Source organism: Myroides odoratimimus, from assembly GCF_038039805.1.
Taxonomy (GTDB): domain Bacteria; phylum Bacteroidota; class Bacteroidia; order Flavobacteriales; family Flavobacteriaceae; genus Flavobacterium; species Flavobacterium odoratimimum_B.
The window spans coordinates 98,603-122,480 of the sequence record NZ_JBBPHK010000011.1; the positions used below are offsets into that span (position 1 = coordinate 98,603).

Consider the following 23,878-nt stretch of genomic DNA (forward strand, 5'->3'; position numbering starts at 1 on the left):
TACGAATATAATGAAATATAACTATTTGTTATGATGATGAAACTTACAAAATCTAACATCTGAAGAATATTGTATTAAAGTTGGGTCATAAAAGACTGCTCCATACCCTTAAATTTATGCGATACCTTTTGCATATCCTTACCGACTTTCTCGTTGAGAATTTTGGCGTAAATCTGAGTGGTGGCAATATTCTTATGCCCTAACATCTTGCTCAAACTTTCCAATGGAACGCCCTCGCTTAAAAACAGTGTGGCAAACGTATGCCGTGCCAAATGAAAGGTTACTTTCTTTTCTTTTAGGCAGTCGATTTGTTGTGATATTCGCTTTAGGCTGTCGTTACAAACTGTATTTGATGGTACGGAAAATACCTTTTCGTTCTTTGAAAATCCTGCATATTTTTCAATAATCATTTTCGGAATATCCAAAAGCATCACGTTTGACGATGTAGCAGTTTTCTTCCTGCGTATAATAATCCACTGGTTACCATCAAAGAAATCCTGAATATTACTGTTTCTAAGCCCTTCCATATCTGAATAAGACAATCCTGTAAAGCAACTGAAAACAAACAAATCTTTAACCAATTCGTCTTTCTTTTTCTCGCAGTTGAACTTTACAAGCTGTTCCAATTCGTTCCGTAACAGATAACCTCTATCTTTATCCTTTTTGGTATTCTTGTATTCGCTGAACGGATTGAAGGCAAGGTGCTTTCTGCTCATTGCCAACCTGCAAAGTGTGATAAATCCAATCATATACAGCCAAATGGTGTTGTGGGTTAAACTTTGGTCGTCACGTAGATAATAATCAAAGTCCTGCACAAAATCAGAGGTAAGGTCTTTGAATGATAAATCAGAGTAACCGTATTTCGCAAAGGCAAAATTACGCAGGTGTTTTAGAAGTGTTTTGTACTTACTGCGTGTGCCATTTACCCGAAGTCCGCTGTTTACTTTTTTCTCATAATCGGAAAGGAACTGTTCGTAGAACTTGAAAAAGGTCAGTTCTCCACTTTCCATACCAAGAACGGCATTTTTAAGTTTAGCACTATTTACCGTTCCCTCGTTCTTTAGGGTTTTGGAATAGCATTCCTCAATACCTAAACGAATTTTGTGAAGTTTGTTGTTTGTGTCTTGGGCTTCTCGGCTTTTTCCTAAAACCCTGCCATACTTCAAATCCCAATTTGTTGCAGAAATATCCAACTTGGTACTGAATGCAGACTGTTTGCCGTTTACGGTAATTCTGCACATAACCGTAACTTTTCCGTTCTTCTTCGGGGCATTCTTTTTAAGGTAAAACAATACCTTAAACGTTGATTTTTTTGTAGTTTCCATACTCACAATTCTTAATGATAAAATTAAACTTCTGTGAGCTACGGAACAATATGAAAAACTATGCAAAAAACTGAAATACAGTATTTTAAATGTTATTTTTATGTTTTCCAAGAGTAACGTTTTAGTAACCTTACTTTTGCCAAACCTCGCTTTTTACTGCTTTTTACATCATTCCCAAAAAATCATAAAACGGTTGTAAAGTCTTTATTTACAACCGTTTTGCCTGTTATTAATCTTTGATGTATTTTTACTGAAAATTTATTTTAAAAAGAATAATGTAACTATATAGGTAATAAAATACTCTAAAATACTATATGTGATAAAAATAGCCTTACCCTTTGTCAATACTCAAGTTTAGTGAACTAATTGATGAGGTATAGTGTAGAATTATGAATAAAAAATCATTCTATTCGCTCAAATTGCTTTTTTGGCACAGCATTTGTTATTCTATAAGTGTAGTATACAATTTCATAGTTATTTTTTTTTGAGCGATGTTAACCTAGTTAATTAACATCAGATAAGTAATAAAGATTTTATTATTTAGGTTTTGTTTATAAAGCATAAGTTTATTGAGTTGACTTATGCTTTATTTTTTTTATATATCACTCATGAGAGTAGAGACTCAGTCTCGGTGTAAGATGCTAGGAGATTCTTTGCAGGTTTCTAGGAGTATTCTTGCTGAAAAGCGTGCTTTGGGCTAGTAAACTCGAGGAATACCCCTAAGAAACCTCAAGAAACCCGAAGGGAATATGAGGAGGAAGTCTATTTATGATAACGATGTATTGTTATAAACGTTAAAAAAGTGTTTTCCACTATACAGATCCTAGAGAATCAGTATCTTTAAAGAGAAGAGTTTTAGGGAGAGGATCAAGCAGTTCTTAATCTATATTAACTAGTAATGAGTAGAACTTCTATACTTTTACACTAGAACAATTAAGTTTTCAATCAATTAAATATTCATATTATGTCAAACGTAGATTTAGTTATAGAGGAACGTGCAGCAAGTATTGGTAATTTCTTAGTAGGTAGATTATTACCTTTTAGACAAAAGAGAACCGTAGGACCATTTTCTTTTATAGATCATATGGGGCCTATATCCGTAGCAGAACACGATAATTTAGATGTAGATCCACATCCTCATATAGGTCTATCTACATTGACTTACCTATTCGAAGGGCAGATTATGCATAGAGATAGTGTGGGAAGCGTAGAACGTATCACACCAGGAGCAGTAAACTGGATGACAGCAGGTAGAGGAGTGGTGCATTCTGAGCGTATGCCAGAAGATATTCGTACGACTATGCCTGATGCTATTCTACACGGTTTACAGATTTGGATAGCGTTACCTAAAGAGTTAGAAGATATGGAACCTTCTTTTGTACATATTGAAGCAAAAGATTTGCCTAGCTGGGAAGAGGATGGTGTATCGTATAAGCTGATAGCAGGAGAAGCATTAGGTAAGAAATCACCTGTGCCTGTATATAGCCCACTATACTATATTGAAATTAAATCTACAGAACATAAGAAAATCAATATTGGGAGTGGACTATTTGGAGAGGCAGCGATGTATATTTTAGAAGGAGGAGTGAAAAGTGGAGAACATGAGTATGAACCTAAAAATATTCTGATTTCTAATGATAGTACATTATGTGAGTTCGAAATGAAACCGAATACGACAGTGTACATTTTCGGAGGTGAACCTCTACCTGAGGAGCGCTATATATTGTGGAACTTCGTATCTCATGATACAGACAAATTAGAGAAAGCAAAACAAGATTGGATTAATCAGAACTATGAGGTATTTCCTTTGATTGAAGGGGATAGTGATAGTTATGTGCCATTCCCAGAAGGGATGAAATCATTTAAAAATAAGAAGTAATATGGACGTGACAGTAAAAGCCGTTTTAGGTACAGAATTATACTATACAGAGGTTACTGCTGGTAGTAATGTGTTAATTACAGATGAACCAGTTGATTTAGGAGGACAAAATAAGGGATTTAACCCATTCGAAGTATTAGCTACTTCACTAGCTAGCTGTACAGCTGCTACCTTGAGAATGTATATGGATAGAAAGAAGTGGGAAGCTGAGAAGATCGTGGTGGAAATAGAAATGACTAGAGATACTACAGGGACAAAGACTACATTTAATAGAAAAATATCTTTTGAAGGAGCTTCATTAGATGCTGATATGGAAAAGAGATTGGCTATTATAGCTGATAAATGTCCTGTACATAAGGTATTGACAGGGGAAGTAAGCATTAATACAGAGTTGGTTATTTAACTTTAGTAAGTTAGGAAACAGGAAACATATAATAACATTAATCAATAATAAGATACAGTATGGAAATAAAACATGAAGCTCAAGAGACAAAGGGTGCATTTGTAGCGTATGTAGACGGACAGCGCGCTGGAGAAATGACTTATTCAGTAGCGGGTACAGATAAGATTATCATTGATCATACGGGAGTAGAAGAGGCATTTAATGGTAAAGGAGTAGGGAAGACTATATTACTTGAAGGTGTAATCCCTTATGTAAGAGAAAAAAATTTAAAGGTATTGCCATTATGTCCTTTTGCATCAGCTATGTTTAAAAAGATGCATGCTGAGATAGGAGACGTATTAGTATAATTAAGAATTAAGTTTTTTCTTATAGACAATATGTACTTAGTGTCGTGAGGCAGCTTGTGGTTATTGTGAGGTTTGATTACCACAGATTAACTTGCCATCATCATTACAATACTATACTGAAGACAATTCTGTTAATAGATCACTGTACACTGTAAGCTAAATAAGTTTAGTGTTATAGAAGTATGTCTATATTGTTTTTGCTACCTTTGCATAAAATTAAATGCTTTAAATCTTATGAACGAAAAAACATCTTTTGGATTAATATCTACAATAGAAGTACCTTACGCGTTGAGTGTAAAGGGGAGCTGTTGGAATAAAGAGGGATTGTTAATCGCAAATTATATTTATTCGAATGAAGGAGATACTAATACTTTTGAATTAGTATATACGATCATTGATAAAGATGGAAATACAAAAGAGGAGAAAGAGACTAGAGGAGTATTGCCTACTTTATTTTTAAGTCCTGCTAAGGATAACTTTGTTTCTTTAGTTAATGGAGAGGAAGAAGAGATGACTTCTTATGCTGTATTTGATAAAAGCGCAAAGGGATTTAAAGGGAGTAAATCATTTGATGGACGTTTCGTTGGATGTACAACTAATTACAGTATTTTTTATAATGTAGATATCTGGAGCGAAAAAGCAGCAGATGTTATGAATGTTATAGAGTTTAAAGATGGTGTATTGGTGAATGAAAAGAAAGTGGAGATTCCTTTCCCTAAAGACAATAAAATCTGTGTGCGAAATGGAGAGATTCATATCATTACTGAGGTAGAGGATGGATGGCTTCACCGTCAGATAGATGAGAATGGGGAAGAACTGAGAAGAAGATTATTAGAGTTTGATTTTCCTTTTGTACACGAAGCTTTGACACTTTCATTTGATGAGAAATCATATTTATTATGTGAGGAAAATGGTGAAATAGGTATCGTAGAGATAGATTCAGATGGAGAAGGGATGTACGGAGATTTATTTAATATCGGTGATGAGTTCTTCGGTACTTGGCATCCACAGCGCGTAAGTGATGATACTAATGCAGTACAATTCACTACTGAGTTTGGAAATGGATGGTTAGTAATCAAGAATGATGAGCTAGTGGAACTATTCTATAACAAGAATAAAAAAGGGTATCAAAACTTATTGACTAAAGAAGTGTTGTCTATTGATAATAACGATTTAGTACTATCAGGGATTAATCCTATTACTGATGGTAAGATAGGCTTAGTATTCTATCCTCGTAAACAACGCAAAGAGACTTATAATAAAGCTTTCGTATTACAACACGAGATATAATTAAGAATTAAGAATTAAGAATTAAGAATTAAGAATTTTCTGACTTAATGTACTTGATTTAAAGATATAATAAAGGTCACTAGCTTCAGTTAGTGACCTTTATTTTTTTGTGTTTATCTACTATTTAGCAGGCATGTATTTATTGATAAACTTCACTAGTTCATCATTCTTCCATACGATCGCTTGAGTATGCCCAGCACCTTCTACTAAGATGATCTCTACACTAGGTGAGCCTAGGTCTTGTAAGCCTTTTACCATTCCCTGAGTCACAATAGCAGGTACATTTGTATCCGCTTGTCCTTGGATGACTAAGATAGGTTTGTCTATTTTCTTAGTACCTGGTTGACTATCTAGTAAGAACTTTTGGATGACAGGATCATTCTTAAATTTCTCATTATTAAGACCAGGATAAGTCATTACTTTATTACTAGGATCTTCATTCATATACTTGATGATGTCAGCCATAAAAGCTTGACGTACTCCATCTAGACAGTCACCGTCATCACCATTACTTCCCTCGGCTAGTTTGGCAAAACCTTTAGCTCTTTCTTCAAATATCGCAGTATAGTCATAAGAAGGAGTTTCTGCTTTAATACCCACCCCTGCTAAGGCTGCATAAGCTAATAGGGTAGCATAAGATGAAACAGAACTTCTTTGCTCTAATGGTCGCCCTCCAGCTATTTCTTGAGCTTCTAATCCTGCTAAAGCTACTGGAGCTACTTCTAGAATAATCTTTCCTAAACTAGAGGCAGGTGCACCAGCTACAGCCCCTTTATAAGTGGCATCAGTATTCGCTAATTCTGCTATACCTAGAGAAGCTTGCCCGCCTTGAGATTGTCCAGCAGACATCCAGTCTCCGTTAAATTCGCTAGTGTATTTTTCTTTTACAGCTTTGATAGCATAAGTAGCAGACAGCGCTTCACTCTTTAGGTGTAAATAAGGGTGTATACCAGGAGTACCTAGTCCTTCATAATCTGGAGCTACGATGACATACCCTTGCGCTAATAAGGCTTTAGCTGTTACTTTAAAGTTCTCTCCTAACGGATTATTACTTGGAGCACAAGCGTCTGCTACTCCTACTGTACCATGAGCCCATACCACGATGCGGTAACCATCTTTTGGCTTCGGTGTTTTAGGGTACATGATAAGAGCTGTGGCACTTTGGTTTTTTCCATTTAAATAAGGCATATTATAAGTCATTACTTTAATAGACCCTGCTTCATCCAGTTTATCTAGACTATATTCCTTCTCAGAAACGAAGTGTTCTTCTTGTGGTTTGTTTCCGTTGTCATCATTCTTGTTACAAGCTGTTAATGACGTGAATATAAGAGCAGAGCACAGAATCGTACTCACTAAAAAAATTCTTTTTTTCATAATAGTTCACGAGTTTAAAAATTCGATATGTTTTAGTTATATTACTAAATATAGTAAATAGTTTTTATTGACAATAAAAGGCAGTGTGTTAAAATTTTAAGAATGATAGTAATTACAAGATATTTAAAAAATTCAGTTGTATATTGTATAAGAGTTAAATTGACATTTTATTGCAATAAAATAAGAGATAGAGAGTTATTTTAGATAAAATCTATATTATGAAGAAAAATGTATTAATACTATTATTAGGAGCTATTATGTTAGGTAGCTGTAATACTGCGAAGAAAGAAAGCTTAGGAAATGAAATAGAATTAAGTGATACAGATAAGTTACAAGAGGTGGAATATGAGTTAGCTCATGGATATTTTGTAAAAAATACAGTTAAGAATGATAAAGTAGAAAGTCTTCGTATTACTTCACAAGATCATTTTGAATCTTATTTTGGTGCAGCGGCTACAATGGGAGAACAAGAATTACCAACGTCTATTGATTTTAAAAAATCATTTGTTTTAGCCTTAGTAGGACAACCTACAGATAAAGATACCTCTTTTGAAATAAAGGAATTAGTAGCAAAAGGTGAGGTATTAGAATTGTCTTATACAATTAAGCAAAGTCAAGAAAATAGGAGCTTTACTATACATCCATGTGTTATTATAGTGGTGGATAAAACGAAAGAAAAGGATGTTCATTTTATAGCTGAATAAAGATTAGACTTTTCTACATATGACAATAGAATTAATAAAGAAAGAAGAAATCACAGCTAATGTTTGGTCTGGAGGCAAAACCAATGAGTATGTGATATACCCCAAAGGTGCTCAATATGCGAATAAGGATTTTATGTTTAGAATAAGCAGTGCGACTATAGAAGCTGTTCCTTCTGAGTTTACCCGTTTTAAGGGGTATAAAAGATATTTATCTATGCTAGAAGGAGATTTAGAACTATATAGACAAGGGAAAGAGGAATATTATACTCCCAATTCTCTTTTTTCATTTGGATCTGAAGAGGAGATTATTTCTTATTCACTAGGTAAGGATTTTAATCTCATGTTACATCAATCTATAAAGGATGAAATCGTGGAGATTAGCTCTGATGGGGTGAATATTAATGCTGTATACCTATTTATATTTGCATTAGCAGATAATACTGTAGTGGTTAACGATGTGTGTTACTCAATGCAAAAATATGATTGTTTATTAATTGTTAATGAAGAATCTAATGAAATATCTATTACTTTAGCTCAAAAAGCTATTATCGGATATTGGTAAATATAAAAACACTAAAAAAACAAGATAATGTTTAAATAAAGCTTGTATTATATATGATTAAGGTTAAAAAGTTTGATTTGTTTCTTTTTTATTGTGATTTTAATGATTTAGTTATAATTACTTAAGATTTTGGTTACAATACAATGTATTATATATAGTAATTTGGATAAAGATAACTTTAATCTGAGTTGTATATGGAAATGTCTTATATCGTAGTACCTTTAGTAGACTGTAATGAGAATGCCTTTAATCATGAATTGAGTATGTTATTTCCCTCTAGTAATATTGTGAATGTGTTATGTCATCAGAAACAATTCTTAGTTGTATATAGAGATATTGATACTCTAATACACGAAGTAAAGGATGTATCTGCGTATGACAATGGAATAGAGTCTTTCAGTAGACGACATCCTTATTTAGATATAGCTGTTTTACAAGTATTGGGAAAGGAAAAGACTTGTTTTTATGATGGTTTTATCATGAAAAATAAGAAGAAAATAAAAGAACATAGTGGTATGCACAATGCTTATATTCCTTTATTAAAACATTTTATACCTGAGTTTGACGGAAGTGATTTAACTATATTTATTGGAAATTTGTAAAATGTAAAAGTGATGAAAGAGAAGATGATTGTTATACAAGGAGACATAACACAACAGAATGTTGATGTAATTGTTAATGCTGCTAATAGTTCTCTATTGGGCGGTAGTGGTGTAGATGGAGCCATCCATCGTGCTGGAGGAGAAGATATTCTAGCAGAGTGTAGAATGATTAGGGCTAAGCAGGGGCAATGTGAAACGGGAAAAGCAGTCATTACAACTGGGGGTAAATTAAGTGCTAAGTATGTTATCCATACTGTAGGACCTGTGTGGAATGGAGGGACTAAAGATGAGGCTATTCTATTAGCAGACTGCTATCGAAATAGTCTAAAATTAGCAGTAGAACATCACTGCGAAACGATTGCAATTCCCAATATTAGTACGGGAATATATGGTTTTCCAAAAGAGTTGGCGGTTGAAATAGCAATACGTGAGGTAAAGGCGTTTTTAGAACACAATGAGAGTATCAGAGTAGTAGTCTTTGTGTGTTATGATTTTGAGAACTTTAGTTTATACAGAAAAAGATTTGAACAAAAATAAAGAGAGACATCCTTATTGTAATATTAAGATGTCAGGAATAGAACAATATAGTCAAATCGTGAGATTGACTGAGGTAGAGAAATATAGAAAAGAAGGATGGTTAACTTATCAAGAGATACAACTACCTGAAGGTGATGAGGAAGCCTATCTACTGTATGGAGAGTTTGACCCTATAAAGGAAACACTGATGTTTAATAAGCCTAATCAACTAGAGGATGGCACGTCGTTAGTGGGAAGAAGTATTACTTCATATAGTACTCATTTAGGTACATATGGTATGGGGGGACCTGGATTCTTTGGACTTTTACTTGATGATCGAGAATACTTAGTATATACTGCTTGGGACTCTTCGTCATATGTGGAAGTTAATAAGCGTATAGTGTCTTGTAACCCGAAGTATTATGATGAGGCGATACCTTGGATATCTACTTATGGAGAGGGTTTATCTTGGGATGAATTGAGTGAAATATTAGTAGGAGCTGTAATTAGTGAGGTGATAGATAGTAGAGGGAAATTAGTAATTCATGCAATAAAAGATAAGGAATTATTAGAGATAAAGTACCTTCGTTCTCATCCTTATCAAGTAGGTCGAAAAGCGTATAAAAAAGGAAAGTTACAAGACTATATTCTGTTTCAAGATAAAGAAGCAATTCTCATAGTATAAAATACCTTTTTAAAGGGGGATTATTAAAGTGTAAAAATAGTTTCTTTGTAGTTAGGAAAAGAAAGTAATGAATATACAGGTTAAAAGAATAAAAGATAAGCTGGCTACGATCAAGGATTTTGATAGAGACTATGTGGTTTTTGGAGCGGATTCGCATGAATATGAGATAGGAAAGGTGGTAAGTCAAGGAGAAATAAACCATTTCGAACAAGAATATAATATAAAGCTACCTGAAGCTTATGTGTCTTTTCTTACCCAAGTGGGAAATGGAAATGATGGAGCAGAAGCTTATGGAGGAAGTGCTGCAGGACCTTATTACGGTATTTATCCCTTAGGAGAAGGGTTAAATGATATCAACGTAGAAGACTTTAAAAGTGCCTTGTCTAAGCCGTGTATTTTAACTCCTAAAATGACAAAAGAGCAGTGGGAAGATTTGACTAATCCTCTATCTGGAGACAAAATATCTGATGAGGAATACTATGCAATCCAAGAGAAGCTATTTGGAGGGTTACTAGCGATAGGGACTCAAGGATGTGCTATTACTACTTGCTTGATAGTGACAGGAGAGTATAAAGGAAGAATCGTTTATATCAATGAAGATTTTCAACCCGTATTTGCTTATGAAAACCACTTTTTAGATTGGTATGAACGCTGGTTAAACGAAATTATATCAGGAGAGTTAGTAAGTAAAGACGCTGGATGGTTTGGGTATTCTAGAGGAGGAAGTAGTGAATCTTTATGGAAGTCATTTAAGACAGCAGAAGATCAAGAGAGAAAGTTAGAATACTTAGAAGGACTGATTAAGAAAAAAGACATCAGTGAATCTATTCTCCAAGAGATAGAAATTATTCTTCCCCATACTAACCATGATGAGGTTAAGAATAGCTTAGTTATGATTCTAGCAAAGGTATCGTTTAAAAGGGCTATTCCTTTTGTCAAAGAATTAATTAATCGAGATCTACTTCACTCGTTAAAAATAATGCATTGGTATGCAGAGGACATGGCGTATTGGATGCCATTTATCGTTCCCTTAAATGATAAAATAAATGATGAAGAGACTTTTCGTTTTTATACTTACGTTGTGTCAAAAGCAACAGAAGATTTCGGGAAGTATGTCTTAGCAGGACTTCAGTCTTCTAATGAAGCTATCCGTAGACAAGCGATTTATACTTTAGGGCAAGTGAGGAATAAAAAAGAGTATCTTGATTATTTTATAAAGTGTTTAAATGATCATGATGATAGCGTAGTCTTATATACTTTACAAGGATTAGGAGGAATAGACGATATGCAATTACTGTCGTGTTATAAAACAGTATATAGCAAGTATAAAAATAGGGAAACGGAGAACTATATTATCACTAATCTAGAACATAGATTAGAAGAATTAGGATGTTCTCTAAAAGATTTAGAATAAAGAATGGATGAAATAAGAAAGAAGAGTATAGGTAAGTTTCTAAGTTTAGTGCTTAGACACGAACCGAGTAAAATAGGAATACAATTAGACGATAATGGATGGGCTGATGTAGAGGAATTAATCAGTAAATGTGGTAAACACAGAGTCTCATTTACCAAGAAAGAGTTGGATGAAATCGTAGAGACTAATAATAAAAAGAGATATGCGTATAGTGAAGACGGTACTAAAATAAGAGCTAACCAAGGACACTCTATAATTGTTGATTTAGAGTTTACATCTGTAGAGCCTCCTCAATTTTTATATCATGGAACAGCAGATCGCTTTTTGAATAGTATAGAGGTAGAGGGGATTAAGAAGATGAGTAGACAGCATGTACACCTAAGCCAAGATAAAGAGACAGCAATCAATGTTGGCTCTCGCCATGGTAGAGTAGTAGTGTTAACTATTTTAGCGCATAAGATGTATGAAGATGGGATAGCGTTTTTCCAATCCGCTAATGGAGTATGGTTGACAGATTATATCGATCCTAAGTATATCTCTAAATAAGCAAGGAACATTAAATCTGTGTTAATACCCTATGATACTTGTTTTGATTACTTGAATATGTAAAAGAGATAAGTATTTTTGCACAGTAGGCTAGTAGGATTCTAGTAGTCAAAATTAAAATATAAAACACTTAGTATGGAAAAAGAGAATCCAGTTTTTTACGCAAAAGGAGATGACCCTATTTTAATAGAGGCATATAAGAAAGCTCAAGATACCTTCAAATACTTTTGGAGAGAGTTATCTTGGGAATATAGAAGAATAGTACCTGCTTTTGATATGGCAAGTGTTAAAGTGGCTTTCACACAAGAGGTGGAAGGTGAAGTAGAGCCTGTAGTAGAGCATATGTGGATAGGTGATGTAGATTTCGATGGAGATATTATCTATGGAGAGTTATTAAATCAACCGAATCTGCTTACGAATATAGAAGAAGGAGAACAAATAGGAGTAACTCTTGATCAAATCAGTGACTGGATGTTCATCAGTCAAGGTAAATCTTTTGGAGGTTTTACTGTTCAGGCTATGCGTTCTGTGATGACTGAAGAAGAGAGAAAAGAGCACGATGAAGCTTGGGGATTAGAGTTTGGAGATTTTAATGATGTGGTCTATGTTTATGAGCAAAAAGAACATCCTGAGAACCTTATAGAGCACTCTATGAGTAAGAATATGAAAGAGAGCTTAGAGAAATTCTTAGATGAGAATCCGGATGAGGTAACTAATAAAGATGAGGCTGGATATACATTCTTACACAAAGAAGTTATCGCAGGAAATCTTACCAGTGTTGAGGTATTATTAGCAAAAGGCGCTAATAAGAACGAACCAAATAATGAAGGTAAGACTCCAATAGACTATGCTAAACAATTAAATTGGGAGCATATCATCCCTGTATTAGGATAATCAATTTTTAAATAAAAGTAGGAAAGCTCTAGTAGATAATACTAGGGCTTTTTTTTGTTTACAGCTTACGGTTAACGGTTTACAGTCAACAGTTATGGTCACTTTGTAAGTTTGACGGTTTTTAGTTACTGTATTTGGTATGTTTAGAGGATTAGTATATTTGCATTTATGGTTATATTTGAACATCAGTAATAATCAAAATGACACACAAAGAGCTTTATCAGATCGTATTAGAAACAGATATACACATTAAGAGTCGTGTAAACACTTTAGCAGTTATTGGTAGTGATGAGGAGGTATTAAAGTTCTTACTGAAGTATAGTTTCAAATACGATGATACTATACATGTGATGTCAACTGTCTTGTTGCAAGATATTTTAGATAAGGATATCTTCCGTTTAGAACCTTATTTAGACACTTTTATAGGGAATGTAGAATTCATTACTAATGAATCAAGTAAGCGCCTAATAAGTCGTATATGTTGGTTGATAGCTAAGAGTAAAAAACTAGTCTGTACTTCTGTCCAAGAAAAACAATTAATAGATGCTTCTCTATTGTGGTTGTCTACCGATTCTAAAGTAGCCTCAGAAGCTTTTGCGATGGATATTTTGATGCTATTAGGACATAAGTATAAAGAGGATATGAAATTAATCAGTGAGGTGATAGAGCTGAATTATCCTAAGCGAACAGCTGCTTATCAGAATAAAGCGAAGAAGTTTATGCGTTATTACAGTGCTTTATAGATACAAGATAACTTATTTAATACCGTGTTTCTTAAGGAATTTTAATGCCCAATCATAATGGCTAGAAGTAGCGGATACAAGATAAGCTCCTAATGAGGTGCTTCCTGTCCAATGATATTTCTTCTTCTCAAATAATTCTTCGTCTGTGTGCTTTTGAATAATTTGAAGTACAGTACAGTGAGACTTTTTAACCTTTTGAATACTGTCAATTACATTAGTATTTTGATACTTATGGTTGATAGCACTGTTTAATTCAGGTGTAGTTTTCCATGTATACCCCTCAGCGGGCATAGTTGGTTTGTTTCCTGTCATACCTACTTTATACCAAGATAGAAACATTATGTGCCATTCGTATAAATGGGTGAGTACATCTCTCACATTTTTGTTTAGGCTATGTGATGTAAAATTGTCATTTAAACGCTTATTATCTAACGATTCGATAATTGACATCAACTGATCGAATAGATGATTAGAAAGCGCTAATAATTCCGTTTTGTTTGTAGGTCTTGCCATGGCTTTTTATTTAAGCATATTCTTATCTAATTGTTGTTTAATGACAATCGCTAATTCGATATCAGATACGTTAAGCATATTTGTATTAATGAAGATAGATGTACCATGGGTCTTTAAGTTAGCTTGCATAGATTTTTTCTTGATAATATTCTTTTGTTTAGCGATATATTCTTCTGGATTCTTTACATAGACTAGTACAAACTTTTGACTTTGCATTTTATAGAGTTCAACAGAAGTAATATCCTGCCAAGGGATTAGCCCATTTACAACAGCAGTAGCATTCTCAAATATACCTTGTTCATTAATTACAATACCTGGTTTATTACTAAAAAGTTTACTGATAAACATTACAGAAGCATAGCCAAAGAATAAAATAGCTAGTATAGCGATGCCGTAGGTGAGTTCAATAGAACCTAAAAGATATCTGCCTTGCTCGTGTAAGCAATTATATAAAACAAGTATTCCTGCAGCGACTAGAAGTATTGCTCCTAAAAGATACAAAGCCACTTTAAATTTGTTAATCGAGTAGATAATAGGTAGGGATTTATTCATGCTATTTAATAGTTAGAGTGAATTGCTGCATCTCTCTCATTCTGTTTTTTAAAGGACTAGGTTCTATAATAAAGTCGTAGGTATGAGTAAAACCAAATTTACTAGGGATACTAACACTAGCTTCATTACCTTTTTCTACTGCATATAGAATAGATGAAGTATTAATCTCTGATTTGGTTATTTCTATTAGTTTTTCAGTCACTTCAGCGCCATATCCTTTACCTTGTTCAGACGCTTTAATCCAAAGTCCTATTTCTACAGATTCATCGTTGATATCACTTAATCCACAACTTCCAATGAACTCATTAGTTTCTTTGTTTAAAACAACTAATACTAATGCGGTTCCATTAGCTATTTCGATGCGTGAGCGTCGGATGTATTCCTTTAATAAGGTATGATTACCATTAACATCAAAGCTTAGAAACTTTGTGATTTCTGGAGTTAAGTTAGTTAAAAAGTCTTCTAGATAAGTATCTTCTACAATAACATATTTTAGATGTTTGCTAGTCCAATTTTCGTTAAAAGAAATTATGTTTCTTTTTTGATCTTTGACCATTTTGATTACAGTGAGTATGTCATAAATAAGTCCTTGTTCTATGTCATCACGAGCTATTAATTGTTCTAAAACAGGCTGATAAGCACAAAGCACTTCTTTTGTATAATACCAAGCATGGTCAAAAACTTTTTGCATATCAGTAGCAGCCCATATTATAGCATCTTGTTCCCTAGTTTCGAATTCAGGCCATAAGAAAGAAGATTGATTACTGTATAACTCCGCTATAGAAGGAATAGAGTCAAATGCATTACTATCTCTAAAATGTTCCCATTGAAAACCAATTGCCTTAGCCACTTTTAGAACAACACGCAGTAGCATGTCTTGATTATAAGGCGTCTCTTTAAACAACTGAAACAAACGTATTAGTACAATAGGGGTAGTGGTAATCACTGTACCTTTGTGTTCTATATTATTTGCTAGAGAAAAAAGAGCATATCTACTATCTCTAATATCACTACCAGTAGCTTGATCAAATAAGGGAGGTAAATCATCTGCACGTCCATTATAATGGACTAGAAATTCCCAAGGTATGGTATTAAAGTCGATTTGTTCTAATTCTATTATTGTGTAAGGCATAATTTTAATTATAATCTCTTAAAAAAAAGTTCAAGTAAAACTACTTGAACTTTGGTTTATTATTTCTTTTTATTGTCTTTGCGGTACTGAAGCATATTAAGTGTCTTCTCTTCACTAATGTTTCTTACAAAATCACTGTGATATACGTATCCTAATTTCTCAGCTATTTTAATACTTCCATGGTTATTCTTCTCTACATTGTAGATAAGATAGTCCACAGTAAGGTTTTCGTTTACATAAGTTTCTAACGCTGTTATAAGTTCTTGTCCATATCCCTTGCCAAAAGCTGATTCTTTTAACCAGATTCCTAAAGAGATAGACTCTTGATTCACATCGTGAATACCACAACATCCGATGAATTCCTTTGTATCTTTATCTACTGCTACTAAAGTAATATCAGTCCCTTGCTCTAATACACCTAGGCTATAATCAATAAATCCTTGTGTATCCTCTATTTTACCTGTTGGTATAAAAGGTAAAAACTTAGCTACTGTAGGTGTTAACTCACGAAAAATATCTTCTTTAAAGCTATCATTTACTACTAAGTAAGATAGTCTATCAGAAGAAAACTGGATATCTCTACTAAATCCCATATTTGTTATTATTTGTTCTTTTTAAAATGGCAGTACACGAAGTTCTGTTTGGTGTCAAATGGCGTAATATGATCCTCATAAAAGCTGTCTTTTAGTGTAAAAGAATCTTTAAAAAGCTCATTTAAATCTTCTGCATTGTATTGAATTATATCTAATCCACTACACTTCAGGGGGCCTTGTTTAGAGAAAGTAGCTATAATAAGATTCTCTTTTACTGTCTTGGAAACTAATTGTGTATAAATCTGAGTTTCCTCAACTGTCAGAAAGTGAAACACAGCTCGGTCATGCCATATTTCATATTGTTCAGTAGGTGTAAAAGTAGTGATATTACTTTCTATCCACTTTACCTTTTGAGCTTTATTACCTAATCTCTTCTTAGCTCGTTCTAGTGCTTCTCTAGAGATGTCTAACACTGTGATATCCGTATATCCCTCTTCTAGTAAGTAGTCAACTAAATTACTATCTCCGCCACCGATATCGATGATTTTAGCATCTTTAGAGATATTGCTATTCTCTATTAGGCGAAGTGAGTTAATCGGTTTTACTTGTGTCCAACTTACCTGATCGGGTGTTTTAGTTTTATATACACCTTCCCAGTGTTCTTTTATATTCTCCATGACATTAAAATAGTACTAAATAACAAAAATAGTAATTCCCTATACAAGATTCTAAATAATATAAAACAAAAAAGTCAGATAAGAGATTTATCTGACTTAAAATGATTAATTGAATTAGTTAGCGTGTATAGTTTTTATATTTATTATAAATATCGTCTATACTAGGATACTCAATATTTACTGCTAATATCATAAAAATAGTAACAGTGGGTTGAATACTCTGATAACAAATATACGATTTATTTTCATTATTTATTATTTGCTCACTATTTAGATTTATTATTACTATTTAGATTAAATATGTAACACTTATAATAAATCAAGATTATAAAAGATTAGATAGAAGTAAAGAGAATATAAAATCTAAAAAGAGTTGGGTTTTATAGAAGAATTATTTTAAAGAGTGATTCCTATTAGTCAAATGTAAGGCACCCTAAAAATCGGACAATTGTTGATTTGATTAACGGTAAATAAAAATGTCAAATAAATAAATTTGGTTATGCTTTATTGTTTTTCTATATTGAAACCTCAATCAAACACAGAAAATCTTCTGTATTGTATAAAATACAAACTCACTTATAAAGTGCTTTTTAATAAGAGCAGAATCTTTATAACCTATTTTTTTAATACATAAAACATAAAGTATGAATACCATAAAAGTCTTAAACTCGGAAGACATAAAGCAATTAGTTTCTATTGAAGAAGCAATAGAAACTGTTGTAGATGCCTATGTTGAACTATCCAATAATACAGCTGAAATGCCTGATCGGGTAATAACTGGTCTTGGCAAAGACTATCTTGATATCTTTTTTAAGCCGTCATTAATTGCTAATATTAATACCGCAGGTGTTAAACTCTTAAGTATACGCAAACAAGGTGGCGTGAACGGCCATCCCGCTATACAAGGGCTGGTGATACTAATAGACTCAGAAAATAATCTTACTCAAGCGATAATTGATGGTTCCCATCTTACTGCCTTAAGAACAGGAGGTGCCTCTGGGGTAGCAACTCGTTATTTAGCCAGAAAAGACTCATCCGTAATGGCTCTATTTGGAGCTGGGGCACAAGCTTATACACAATTTGAAGCTGTATGTGCAGAAAGACCTATTAAAAAAGCCTATCTATTCGGTAGCTCTAAGACAAGTAAGTCCGTTCAAACATTCATTGAATATTACAAAGACAAATCAGATGTGGAAATTATAGCTGCAGATGACTTAGAGGTACTTGCTCATGTAGATATTATTTGTACAGTTACTCCTTCTGCAACGCCTTTATTCAAAACCTCCCAACTCAAAAAAGGAGTACATATCAACGCGGCTGGGTCCTATAGTCCAACTATGCACGAGTTACCTGAAGATATCTTTATGAATAGTTCTTTGTTTGTAGATCACAAAGATTCTTGTTTTTCATCAACTGCAGATATTCTTGTTCCCCTTGAAAAAGCATTATTACCTGAGGAGAATTATAAAGGAGAAATAGGAGATCTAATTCTGGGTAAAATTCAAGGAAGAACAAATGACGCTGAGATAACAGTCTTTAAAAATGTTGGTATCGCAATCCAAGATTTAATTACTGCTAAATATGCCTATGACAAGGCTTGTAGAGAAAACTTAGGTACTTCTATAAGAATGTAAAAAATAGAATTTAGATTATATAATCACAAAAGCACTTCGTTTTTTACACTTTAATAGATTATCAACCAGTGTTTGCCTTAAAATTAAAAGACGTCTTTCAACATTGACGTCTTTTTATTACCACAAGATCTTTTAATGCAAAAATTAAATACTTCCGTATGACGTATAAAGGGGGTAGAGATAAGAAGTTTTTCCTGTTTAGATTAACTAAACTTTTTGCGTAGTCCCCAACTTTTGACACTGATCCCGTTTTTCCTGTTTAGATTAACTAAACTTTTTGTGTAGTCCCCAACTTTTGACACTGATTCCTATTACTTTGATATATAGAAAAAAACAAAAAATCCGTAAATATCAATTATTTACGGATTTACGAGTGATTTAACACTATATAAGTCGGGGTGGCAGGATTCGAACCTGCGACCTCCTGCTCCCAAAGCAGGCGCGATGACCGGGCTACGCTACACCCCGATTGGGTCATCTATATTTTTTTAACTAAGTTATTTCGTCGGGGTGGCAGGATTCGAACCTGCGACCTCCTGCTCCCAAAGCAGGCGCGATGACCGGGCTACGCTACACCCCGAAAAACTTAGCGGAGAGACAGGGACTCGAACCCTGGCATCGGTTACCCGATGACAGATTAGCAATCTGCTCCGTTACCACTCCGGCACCTCTCCGTTGCTTAGATTATTACTTCTCTAATGCGGTGCAAACATACTACGAGTTTTTGAGTTCTGCAAATTTCATGAAGATAAAAAAGACAGTATTTATATCATTTTCTTTGACATAAATCATATTTAATTATAAATGAGCAAAGTACTATAAAAATATTTTTATTATTTTTTTTATAAACACTATGTTGATTTTAATCGTTGATTTTCTTTAACGAGAAGAGAAGGTTAAATACTATATAAATCCCTGCTTTTTTGCCTCTCTTAGAAGCCCACTGTTTTCGGTTACATTAAAGACTTCTTTCAGTAATCCAATATTGCGTTGTACAGAGCTTAGACTTTTATGTATTAATGCTGGTATTTCTTGCACCTTATATCCTTTGTCTAGTAACATTAAGATTTGGATATTGTCTTCTTGGAGTAAGACCGCGCGTTGATTCATCGAGATTAAGGCTTGTTGTGCCTTAGTAGATCTATAGATATCCCCTTTGATCGTATTTTCTATCGCTAGAATGAGTTCATCAGTATTTACATCTGATTTTATTAATAAAGCGTGGGGTCTTACTTTTTTGTGAATATTATAGACTATCGTAATTTCTTCATGTGCAGTGATTACTAATATTTTTAATCCATCATATTTTTCAGCAAAGAATTTAGCTAAGTCTATTCCATTTTCTATATCATTATAGGGCTTACCTATATTGTAATCTAGTAATAAAAAGTCTATTTTTTCTATACTATCTACTAGTGTTATGGCATCTTCAATATTAGTAGCTTCATAGAAGGTTGGTGCCTCATATTTGCTTTGGATAATAGCTTTATAGCCATTGATAATCATCGGGTGATCATCTATGATAAGGAATTTATAAGATAGCTTCATTTATAAAAATTAACATTTTTGAAGTTTTTCAAGTCATTAGATTGAAAAACTCGTTTGTATTTTTGAAAGGATGTAAAAAAGTAGTGTAGTATGATACACTGCTTGTCATATAAAGTAAAAGTATAGAAGAAGAATAACAAAATAAAATAATATGAACAAAAAAATTATTTACGCTTGTGCTGCTATCTTGAGTTTAACAGTTTACTCATGTAGTGTTGATCCTTTAGAGAAAGAAAGTAAACCTCTAAATGCTTCAGATTCATTTAAAGGAGGAGAGTTTAGTATAGTAAAAGATTCTATCAAAACAAGATCATTCGGACAAGAAATGGAAAGCACTGAAAATTTAGATAAGATTATTGATAAAGGAAAGAAATAGTATATACATCTGAATTAGTTAGTCTAAAAAGGTTAAAAGATGTCATAGATTTATTCCATCTGTATATACAATGTCATCGAATTTAGTTCGATTTTTTAAAAAGAGAGGTTATCGCATAGATAACCTCTTTTTTAATGAGGTATATTAATGATAATTACAGTTCCTTGAGCTGTAGAATTTACCTCTAGTGAGGCATGAAGCTGTTTGGCTCTATTACTTATGTTTTTGAGTCCATTGCTATTTTTAACTTTAGCGTAGTTAAACCCTATTCCGTCATCTGTGATGGTTATTCTATCTGTAGTTTCTGTTTTAAAGATAGAGATAATACAGTTTTTAGCTTGGGAGTGTTTGATCACATTTTGTATTGCTTCTTGTAGTATTCTATAGATATTTATTTTATCATCATAGCTAGTCTTATCCCATTTATAGTTTTTGGATATGATAAGCTGAAATTTTTGAGATTCAGTACTGTTTTGAACAACTAATCGGGAGATAATCTCAGAGAATCCTTGTTGGATGAATTCATGATTTTTGAGGTCATGGGAGATTAGTCTGATTTGATTTTGTACTTTTTCTATTTCGTTTAGTATGGGTAGGTTATCTTTAGAATTTCCTAAATTTAAGCGAATAATAAATAGAGAGTTAATAATGCCATCGTGTAATTCCTGACTAATTCTTTCTCGCTCTTTTGTTAAGACATCTTGAGACAATTGTTCTTGTTCTAATAGTAATTTGAATATTAATTCTTTATTTTCTTGATCTTGTTTTAAGAAGGTGTATTTTTTTATTTTATTTCTGTATAGGATGATAAATAGTAGAATAATAGCTAATAATATAATAATAATAGAAGTGATCAATAGTTGAGAATTCTCCTTTTTTAGATTAACGATATTCTTTTCTAATTTCTCACTTTCATATTTAATTCTTGCAAATTTATTTCTCTTATTGATCTGTAGTTTATTGATACTGTCATTAAAAGCATAATAAAGACTAATGTATTTGGTAGCGTTCTGCTTGTCTGTTAAACTGAGTGCTTTTAAGCTTTTTAGAATAATATTATTTGCGTGTGTTTCACTTGAAAATCTATATGCTTTTTTGTAGTATTCTATTGCTTGAATGCTATCTTTCTTTTTTAAAAATAAATCACCTAATCTGAAGTTATTAGCTGTTAAACTTTGTTTGTAAGGATTATCAGAGCTAATTTTTAGGGATTCTTTTAATAGTTTTTCTGATAACTCTAGATTATTGAGATTCGCATTTAAAGTTCCTAAATTTGTTAGAACAATGGCATAAGGCTCTTGCTTGATATTAAGATCTGTAAGAATATTGTAAGCATAGTTTAAATAGATTTCTGCGTTTAAATAAGCTTTTTGATTTAGGTATAATCCTCCAATATTATTATAACAAAACGCCTTAGAGATTTGTAATTCTTCACCAGTTATTATATTTTTTTTGAATATATCCTCAAGTATTTGAATTGCTTCAGAGTAGTATATTAAAGCTTCATTAGATTGTTGATTTAAATCTAAGGTGTTTCCTAGGTTTAGATGTATTTCATAAAGTAATTTATCTTTTGGTAATTTTTTAAGAATTTCAAGGGCTTCTAATGCTTTATTTTCTGCCTCATTGTATAATCCTTCTCTAAATAAGACTATTGATTTATATTGTAGCATTTTAGCGACCTCTAGATGAGATTTAGTGTTTTGATATATTTGTTCTGCTTTATCAAAGTATATGTACGCACTATCTAATTGCATTTTATAATCGTAGTAATCTCCGATATACCATAATGATTTAGCGACTAGTAAAGAATCATTGTTTTTTGTAGCTATTTGATTGATTTCCTTAGAATATCTATAGTATTGATCATATAGCTCTAGATTATATGCTTTAGATGCAATATCTATTAATTGTGGACTCCTAGGGTCAGCTTCTTTCGTTATTGAGAATAAGGAGTCTAGTGTATACTGGTTTTCGAGTACTGATTTCTCATTAGACTCTATATTGTCTAATATTTTTTGATTGCTATGATGATTGGTTTTGGTTGTTGTTTTTTGGCAACCCAACATGACTATAACTAGCAGGCTATACAGGATATATTCTACATAGTGTCTTGCAGATTTTTGCTTACAGTATTGAGTAAGATGACTGTATAGTGCTAATATAGAAGAGCTAGAATACATGCTTAGAATTTTAAAAAGATTTAGGTTTGACTAGTATGATGAAGGCAACTCTAGTTGTAGTAAAAGTAGAATAAAAATATATACAGTACAAATAGCGAATAATAGGAAGCTTATTTTAGAAATACATATAGTTAGAACTGATTTTATACATGATTTTCTTGATAAGAATGAGGATAGAGGTATTGTATTAAGGTGTTGAATTATAGCTTGTTTTGAGATTGTGTTATCTTCATATGGCTTTAAAATTAATGTTTTATTAACATTTTTAAAGTTTTAAACTTGTACTTTCTTAAAGTATGAATTTAGATATAAATTATAAGTGAGAACACCATTATATTTGTACCTGTAAATGCTAAGCAAATACTCAGATTTAGAAAAGCGTTATGAGAATTACTATATAACATGAAGAATGATACAATGTTTAGTAGTCTATTTTATTAACTATCTGCCCAATTGTTGTTTCCAGATAAATAGGGTGGAAAAGAATATATAGCTAACTATGTTGTATATTATAAAGTCACTAAAAGACGATGATGGTAATTGTGGGGACAAATATTAAAATAGATTGTATGGTATACTATTTTAATATAACCATCGGAGTCTACTACCTAATATAGGGAGTGACTTTATTTTTCTTCAGCTATGAAAGGTATATTTTGTATCTTTTTAATTATGATAGCTTCTAAAGCTATATTCTTTACTTATTTACTACAGGAGACATCAGATTACACTTCGTAATTAATAGTATATTTGTCTCTAGTCTAAGATTCCTCTTAAACAGAAAACTACAGTTGTAATATTTAGAATCAACTATGCACAAAGTGTTTGGTTGGGGGGAATCTTGGTTTAATATAAAGAACAAAATATCACAATATGTATTTAGAAGAAGTATACCCTCACTATAAGGTTGAGCGAATAGAAAATAGCCTATTATTGCCTTATCCTTTGTTATTATTAGCTGATGAGACTGTTCAAGCGATTGATAAATATGTTTTTGATAGTGATGTGTACGTTGTCAGAGCAGGAGGTCGTGATTTAGCAGTATTCTGTCTTTATTCTATAGATAAGGATATAGTAGAACTGAAGAATATAGCTGTGTCTGCTGAGCTTCAGGGCAAGGGAATAGGGAGTCTATTGATTAAAGAAGTTATCCGACTTGCAAGAGTAGGAGGGTATCGTCAGATTATAGTAGGTACAGCAGATTGTGGAGTAGATCAAATACGATTTTATGAACGCAATGGCTTTGTAAAGTATGGTGTAAAGAAAGACTTCTTTATAGAGAATTATGAAGAACCAATTATAGAAAACGGAATTCAGCTTCGCGATATGGTTATGCTAAAAATGAGTATATAAATAAAAAGCCCTTGTTATTTTTAACAAGGGCTTTTTCAGTGATCCAATCAGGATTCGAACCTGAGACCTACTGCTTAGAAGGCAGTTGCTCTA

25 protein-coding genes and 3 tRNA genes are annotated in these 23,878 nt (G+C 32.8%); 16 read left to right on the forward strand and 12 right to left on the reverse strand.

Features of this window, described 5'->3' with window-relative positions:
* Positions 1-74 precede the first annotated feature (74 nt).
* Positions 75-1,325: a site-specific integrase gene (locus AABL85_RS10065; RefSeq protein WP_341309994.1), complete on the reverse strand. Its 1,251-nt coding sequence runs from the start codon at positions 1,323-1,325 to the stop codon at positions 75-77.
* A gap of 964 nt (positions 1,326-2,289) precedes the next feature.
* On the opposite strand from AABL85_RS10065, the gene AABL85_RS10070 reads away from it, so the two are divergent.
* From AABL85_RS10070 to AABL85_RS10085, 4 genes are all read left to right on the forward strand, one after another.
* On the forward strand, positions 2,290-3,204 hold the full coding sequence (locus AABL85_RS10070; RefSeq protein ID WP_341309995.1) for a pirin family protein: 915 nt from the start codon (positions 2,290-2,292) through the stop codon (positions 3,202-3,204).
* A 1-nt stretch (position 3,205) separates the two neighbouring features.
* A complete protein-coding gene (locus AABL85_RS10075) occupies positions 3,206-3,607 on the forward strand; it encodes an OsmC family protein (protein ID WP_341309996.1) in 402 nt (133 codons plus the stop codon).
* Positions 3,608-3,666: 59 nt separating this feature from the next.
* On the forward strand, positions 3,667-3,954 hold the full coding sequence (locus AABL85_RS10080; RefSeq protein ID WP_341309997.1) for a GNAT family N-acetyltransferase: 288 nt from the start codon (positions 3,667-3,669) through the stop codon (positions 3,952-3,954).
* 234 nt (positions 3,955-4,188) lie between these two features.
* Entirely contained in the window at positions 4,189-5,244 is a 1,056-nt protein-coding gene (locus AABL85_RS10085) for a hypothetical protein (protein WP_341309998.1), read from the forward strand.
* Between the two features lie 120 nt (positions 5,245-5,364).
* On the opposite strand, the gene AABL85_RS10090 is transcribed toward AABL85_RS10085, so the two are convergent.
* Complete coding sequence (locus AABL85_RS10090; protein ID WP_341309999.1) at positions 5,365-6,618, reverse strand: alpha/beta hydrolase family protein; 1,254 nt, start codon at positions 6,616-6,618, stop codon at positions 5,365-5,367.
* Positions 6,619-6,836: 218 nt separating this feature from the next.
* On the opposite strand from AABL85_RS10090, the gene AABL85_RS10095 reads away from it, so the two are divergent.
* The 9 genes from AABL85_RS10095 to AABL85_RS10135 all read left to right on the forward strand — a co-directional run bounded on the left by AABL85_RS10095 (position 6,837) and on the right by AABL85_RS10135 (position 13,284).
* Positions 6,837-7,322, forward strand: a complete 486-nt coding sequence (locus AABL85_RS10095) for a hypothetical protein (protein ID WP_341310000.1) — start codon at positions 6,837-6,839, stop codon at positions 7,320-7,322.
* Between the two features lie 19 nt (positions 7,323-7,341).
* A complete protein-coding gene (locus AABL85_RS10100) occupies positions 7,342-7,884 on the forward strand; it encodes a HutD family protein (RefSeq protein ID WP_341310001.1) in 543 nt (180 codons plus the stop codon).
* 194 nt (positions 7,885-8,078) lie between these two features.
* Positions 8,079-8,486 (forward strand): hypothetical protein, encoded by a 408-nt coding sequence (locus AABL85_RS10105; protein ID WP_341310002.1) that lies wholly within the window; start codon positions 8,079-8,081, stop codon positions 8,484-8,486.
* A 12-nt stretch (positions 8,487-8,498) separates the two neighbouring features.
* Positions 8,499-9,023 carry an O-acetyl-ADP-ribose deacetylase gene (locus AABL85_RS10110; protein ID WP_341310003.1) on the forward strand — a complete coding sequence of 175 codons (525 nt, stop codon included), beginning with the start codon at positions 8,499-8,501 and terminating at the stop codon, positions 9,021-9,023.
* Positions 9,010-9,687: a hypothetical protein gene (locus tag AABL85_RS10115; RefSeq protein ID WP_341310004.1), complete on the forward strand. Its 678-nt coding sequence runs from the start codon at positions 9,010-9,012 to the stop codon at positions 9,685-9,687. The genes AABL85_RS10110 and AABL85_RS10115 overlap by 14 nt, the downstream gene beginning before the upstream one ends.
* A gap of 67 nt (positions 9,688-9,754) precedes the next feature.
* Complete coding sequence (locus AABL85_RS10120; RefSeq protein WP_341310005.1) at positions 9,755-11,101, forward strand: SMI1/KNR4 family protein; 1,347 nt, start codon at positions 9,755-9,757, stop codon at positions 11,099-11,101.
* 3 nt (positions 11,102-11,104) lie between these two features.
* Positions 11,105-11,647, forward strand: coding sequence for an RNA 2'-phosphotransferase (locus AABL85_RS10125; RefSeq protein ID WP_341310006.1), 543 nt, complete (start codon positions 11,105-11,107; stop codon positions 11,645-11,647).
* A gap of 135 nt (positions 11,648-11,782) precedes the next feature.
* Positions 11,783-12,541: a DUF2314 domain-containing protein gene (locus AABL85_RS10130; RefSeq protein WP_341310007.1), complete on the forward strand. Its 759-nt coding sequence runs from the start codon at positions 11,783-11,785 to the stop codon at positions 12,539-12,541.
* A gap of 200 nt (positions 12,542-12,741) precedes the next feature.
* Entirely contained in the window at positions 12,742-13,284 is a 543-nt protein-coding gene (locus AABL85_RS10135; RefSeq protein WP_341310008.1) for a hypothetical protein, read from the forward strand.
* Positions 13,285-13,296: 12 nt separating this feature from the next.
* Here the strand turns inward: AABL85_RS10135 and AABL85_RS10140 are convergent, their stop codons facing one another.
* Genes AABL85_RS10140 through AABL85_RS10160 form a run of 5 tightly spaced genes read right to left on the reverse strand, consistent with a single transcriptional unit; the run spans position 13,297 to position 16,691 of the window.
* Positions 13,297-13,797 (reverse strand): ClbS/DfsB family four-helix bundle protein, encoded by a 501-nt coding sequence (locus AABL85_RS10140; protein ID WP_341310009.1) that lies wholly within the window; start codon positions 13,795-13,797, stop codon positions 13,297-13,299.
* 6 nt (positions 13,798-13,803) lie between these two features.
* Entirely contained in the window at positions 13,804-14,349 is a 546-nt protein-coding gene (locus tag AABL85_RS10145; RefSeq protein ID WP_341310010.1) for an STM3941 family protein, read from the reverse strand.
* A 1-nt stretch (position 14,350) separates the two neighbouring features.
* Positions 14,351-15,481, reverse strand: coding sequence for a GNAT family N-acetyltransferase (locus AABL85_RS10150; protein WP_341310011.1), 1,131 nt, complete (start codon positions 15,479-15,481; stop codon positions 14,351-14,353).
* A gap of 59 nt (positions 15,482-15,540) precedes the next feature.
* Positions 15,541-16,074 (reverse strand): GNAT family N-acetyltransferase, encoded by a 534-nt coding sequence (locus AABL85_RS10155; protein ID WP_341310012.1) that lies wholly within the window; start codon positions 16,072-16,074, stop codon positions 15,541-15,543.
* Positions 16,075-16,082: 8 nt separating this feature from the next.
* A complete protein-coding gene (locus tag AABL85_RS10160; RefSeq protein WP_341310013.1) occupies positions 16,083-16,691 on the reverse strand; it encodes a class I SAM-dependent methyltransferase in 609 nt (202 codons plus the stop codon).
* A gap of 644 nt (positions 16,692-17,335) precedes the next feature.
* Between AABL85_RS10160 and AABL85_RS10165 the strand changes: the two genes are divergently transcribed.
* Positions 17,336-18,325, forward strand: coding sequence for an ornithine cyclodeaminase family protein (locus AABL85_RS10165; protein ID WP_341310014.1), 990 nt, complete (start codon positions 17,336-17,338; stop codon positions 18,323-18,325).
* Between the two features lie 393 nt (positions 18,326-18,718).
* Here the strand turns inward: AABL85_RS10165 and AABL85_RS10175 are convergent.
* From AABL85_RS10175 to AABL85_RS10190, 4 genes are all read right to left on the reverse strand, one after another.
* Positions 18,719-18,793, reverse strand: a tRNA-Pro gene (locus tag AABL85_RS10175).
* A gap of 37 nt (positions 18,794-18,830) precedes the next feature.
* Positions 18,831-18,905 (reverse strand) — tRNA-Pro (locus AABL85_RS10180).
* Between the two features lie 10 nt (positions 18,906-18,915).
* Positions 18,916-18,999 (reverse strand) — tRNA-Ser (locus AABL85_RS10185).
* Between the two features lie 229 nt (positions 19,000-19,228).
* On the reverse strand, positions 19,229-19,873 hold the full coding sequence (locus AABL85_RS10190; protein ID WP_341310015.1) for a response regulator: 645 nt from the start codon (positions 19,871-19,873) through the stop codon (positions 19,229-19,231).
* A 151-nt stretch (positions 19,874-20,024) separates the two neighbouring features.
* Between AABL85_RS10190 and AABL85_RS10195 the strand changes: the two genes are divergently transcribed.
* Positions 20,025-20,249, forward strand: a complete 225-nt coding sequence (locus tag AABL85_RS10195) for a hypothetical protein (protein WP_341310016.1) — start codon at positions 20,025-20,027, stop codon at positions 20,247-20,249.
* 131 nt (positions 20,250-20,380) lie between these two features.
* Here AABL85_RS10195 and AABL85_RS10200 read toward each other — a convergent pair whose 3' ends face one another.
* The gene (locus AABL85_RS10200) at positions 20,381-22,432 is read right to left on the reverse strand and encodes a tetratricopeptide repeat-containing sensor histidine kinase (protein WP_341310017.1); all 2,052 of its coding nucleotides are present in this window, start codon (positions 22,430-22,432) and stop codon (positions 20,381-20,383) included.
* A gap of 873 nt (positions 22,433-23,305) precedes the next feature.
* Between AABL85_RS10200 and AABL85_RS10205 the strand changes: the two genes are divergently transcribed.
* Entirely contained in the window at positions 23,306-23,785 is a 480-nt protein-coding gene (locus AABL85_RS10205; protein WP_341310018.1) for a GNAT family N-acetyltransferase, read from the forward strand.
* Positions 23,786-23,878 lie beyond the last annotated feature (93 nt).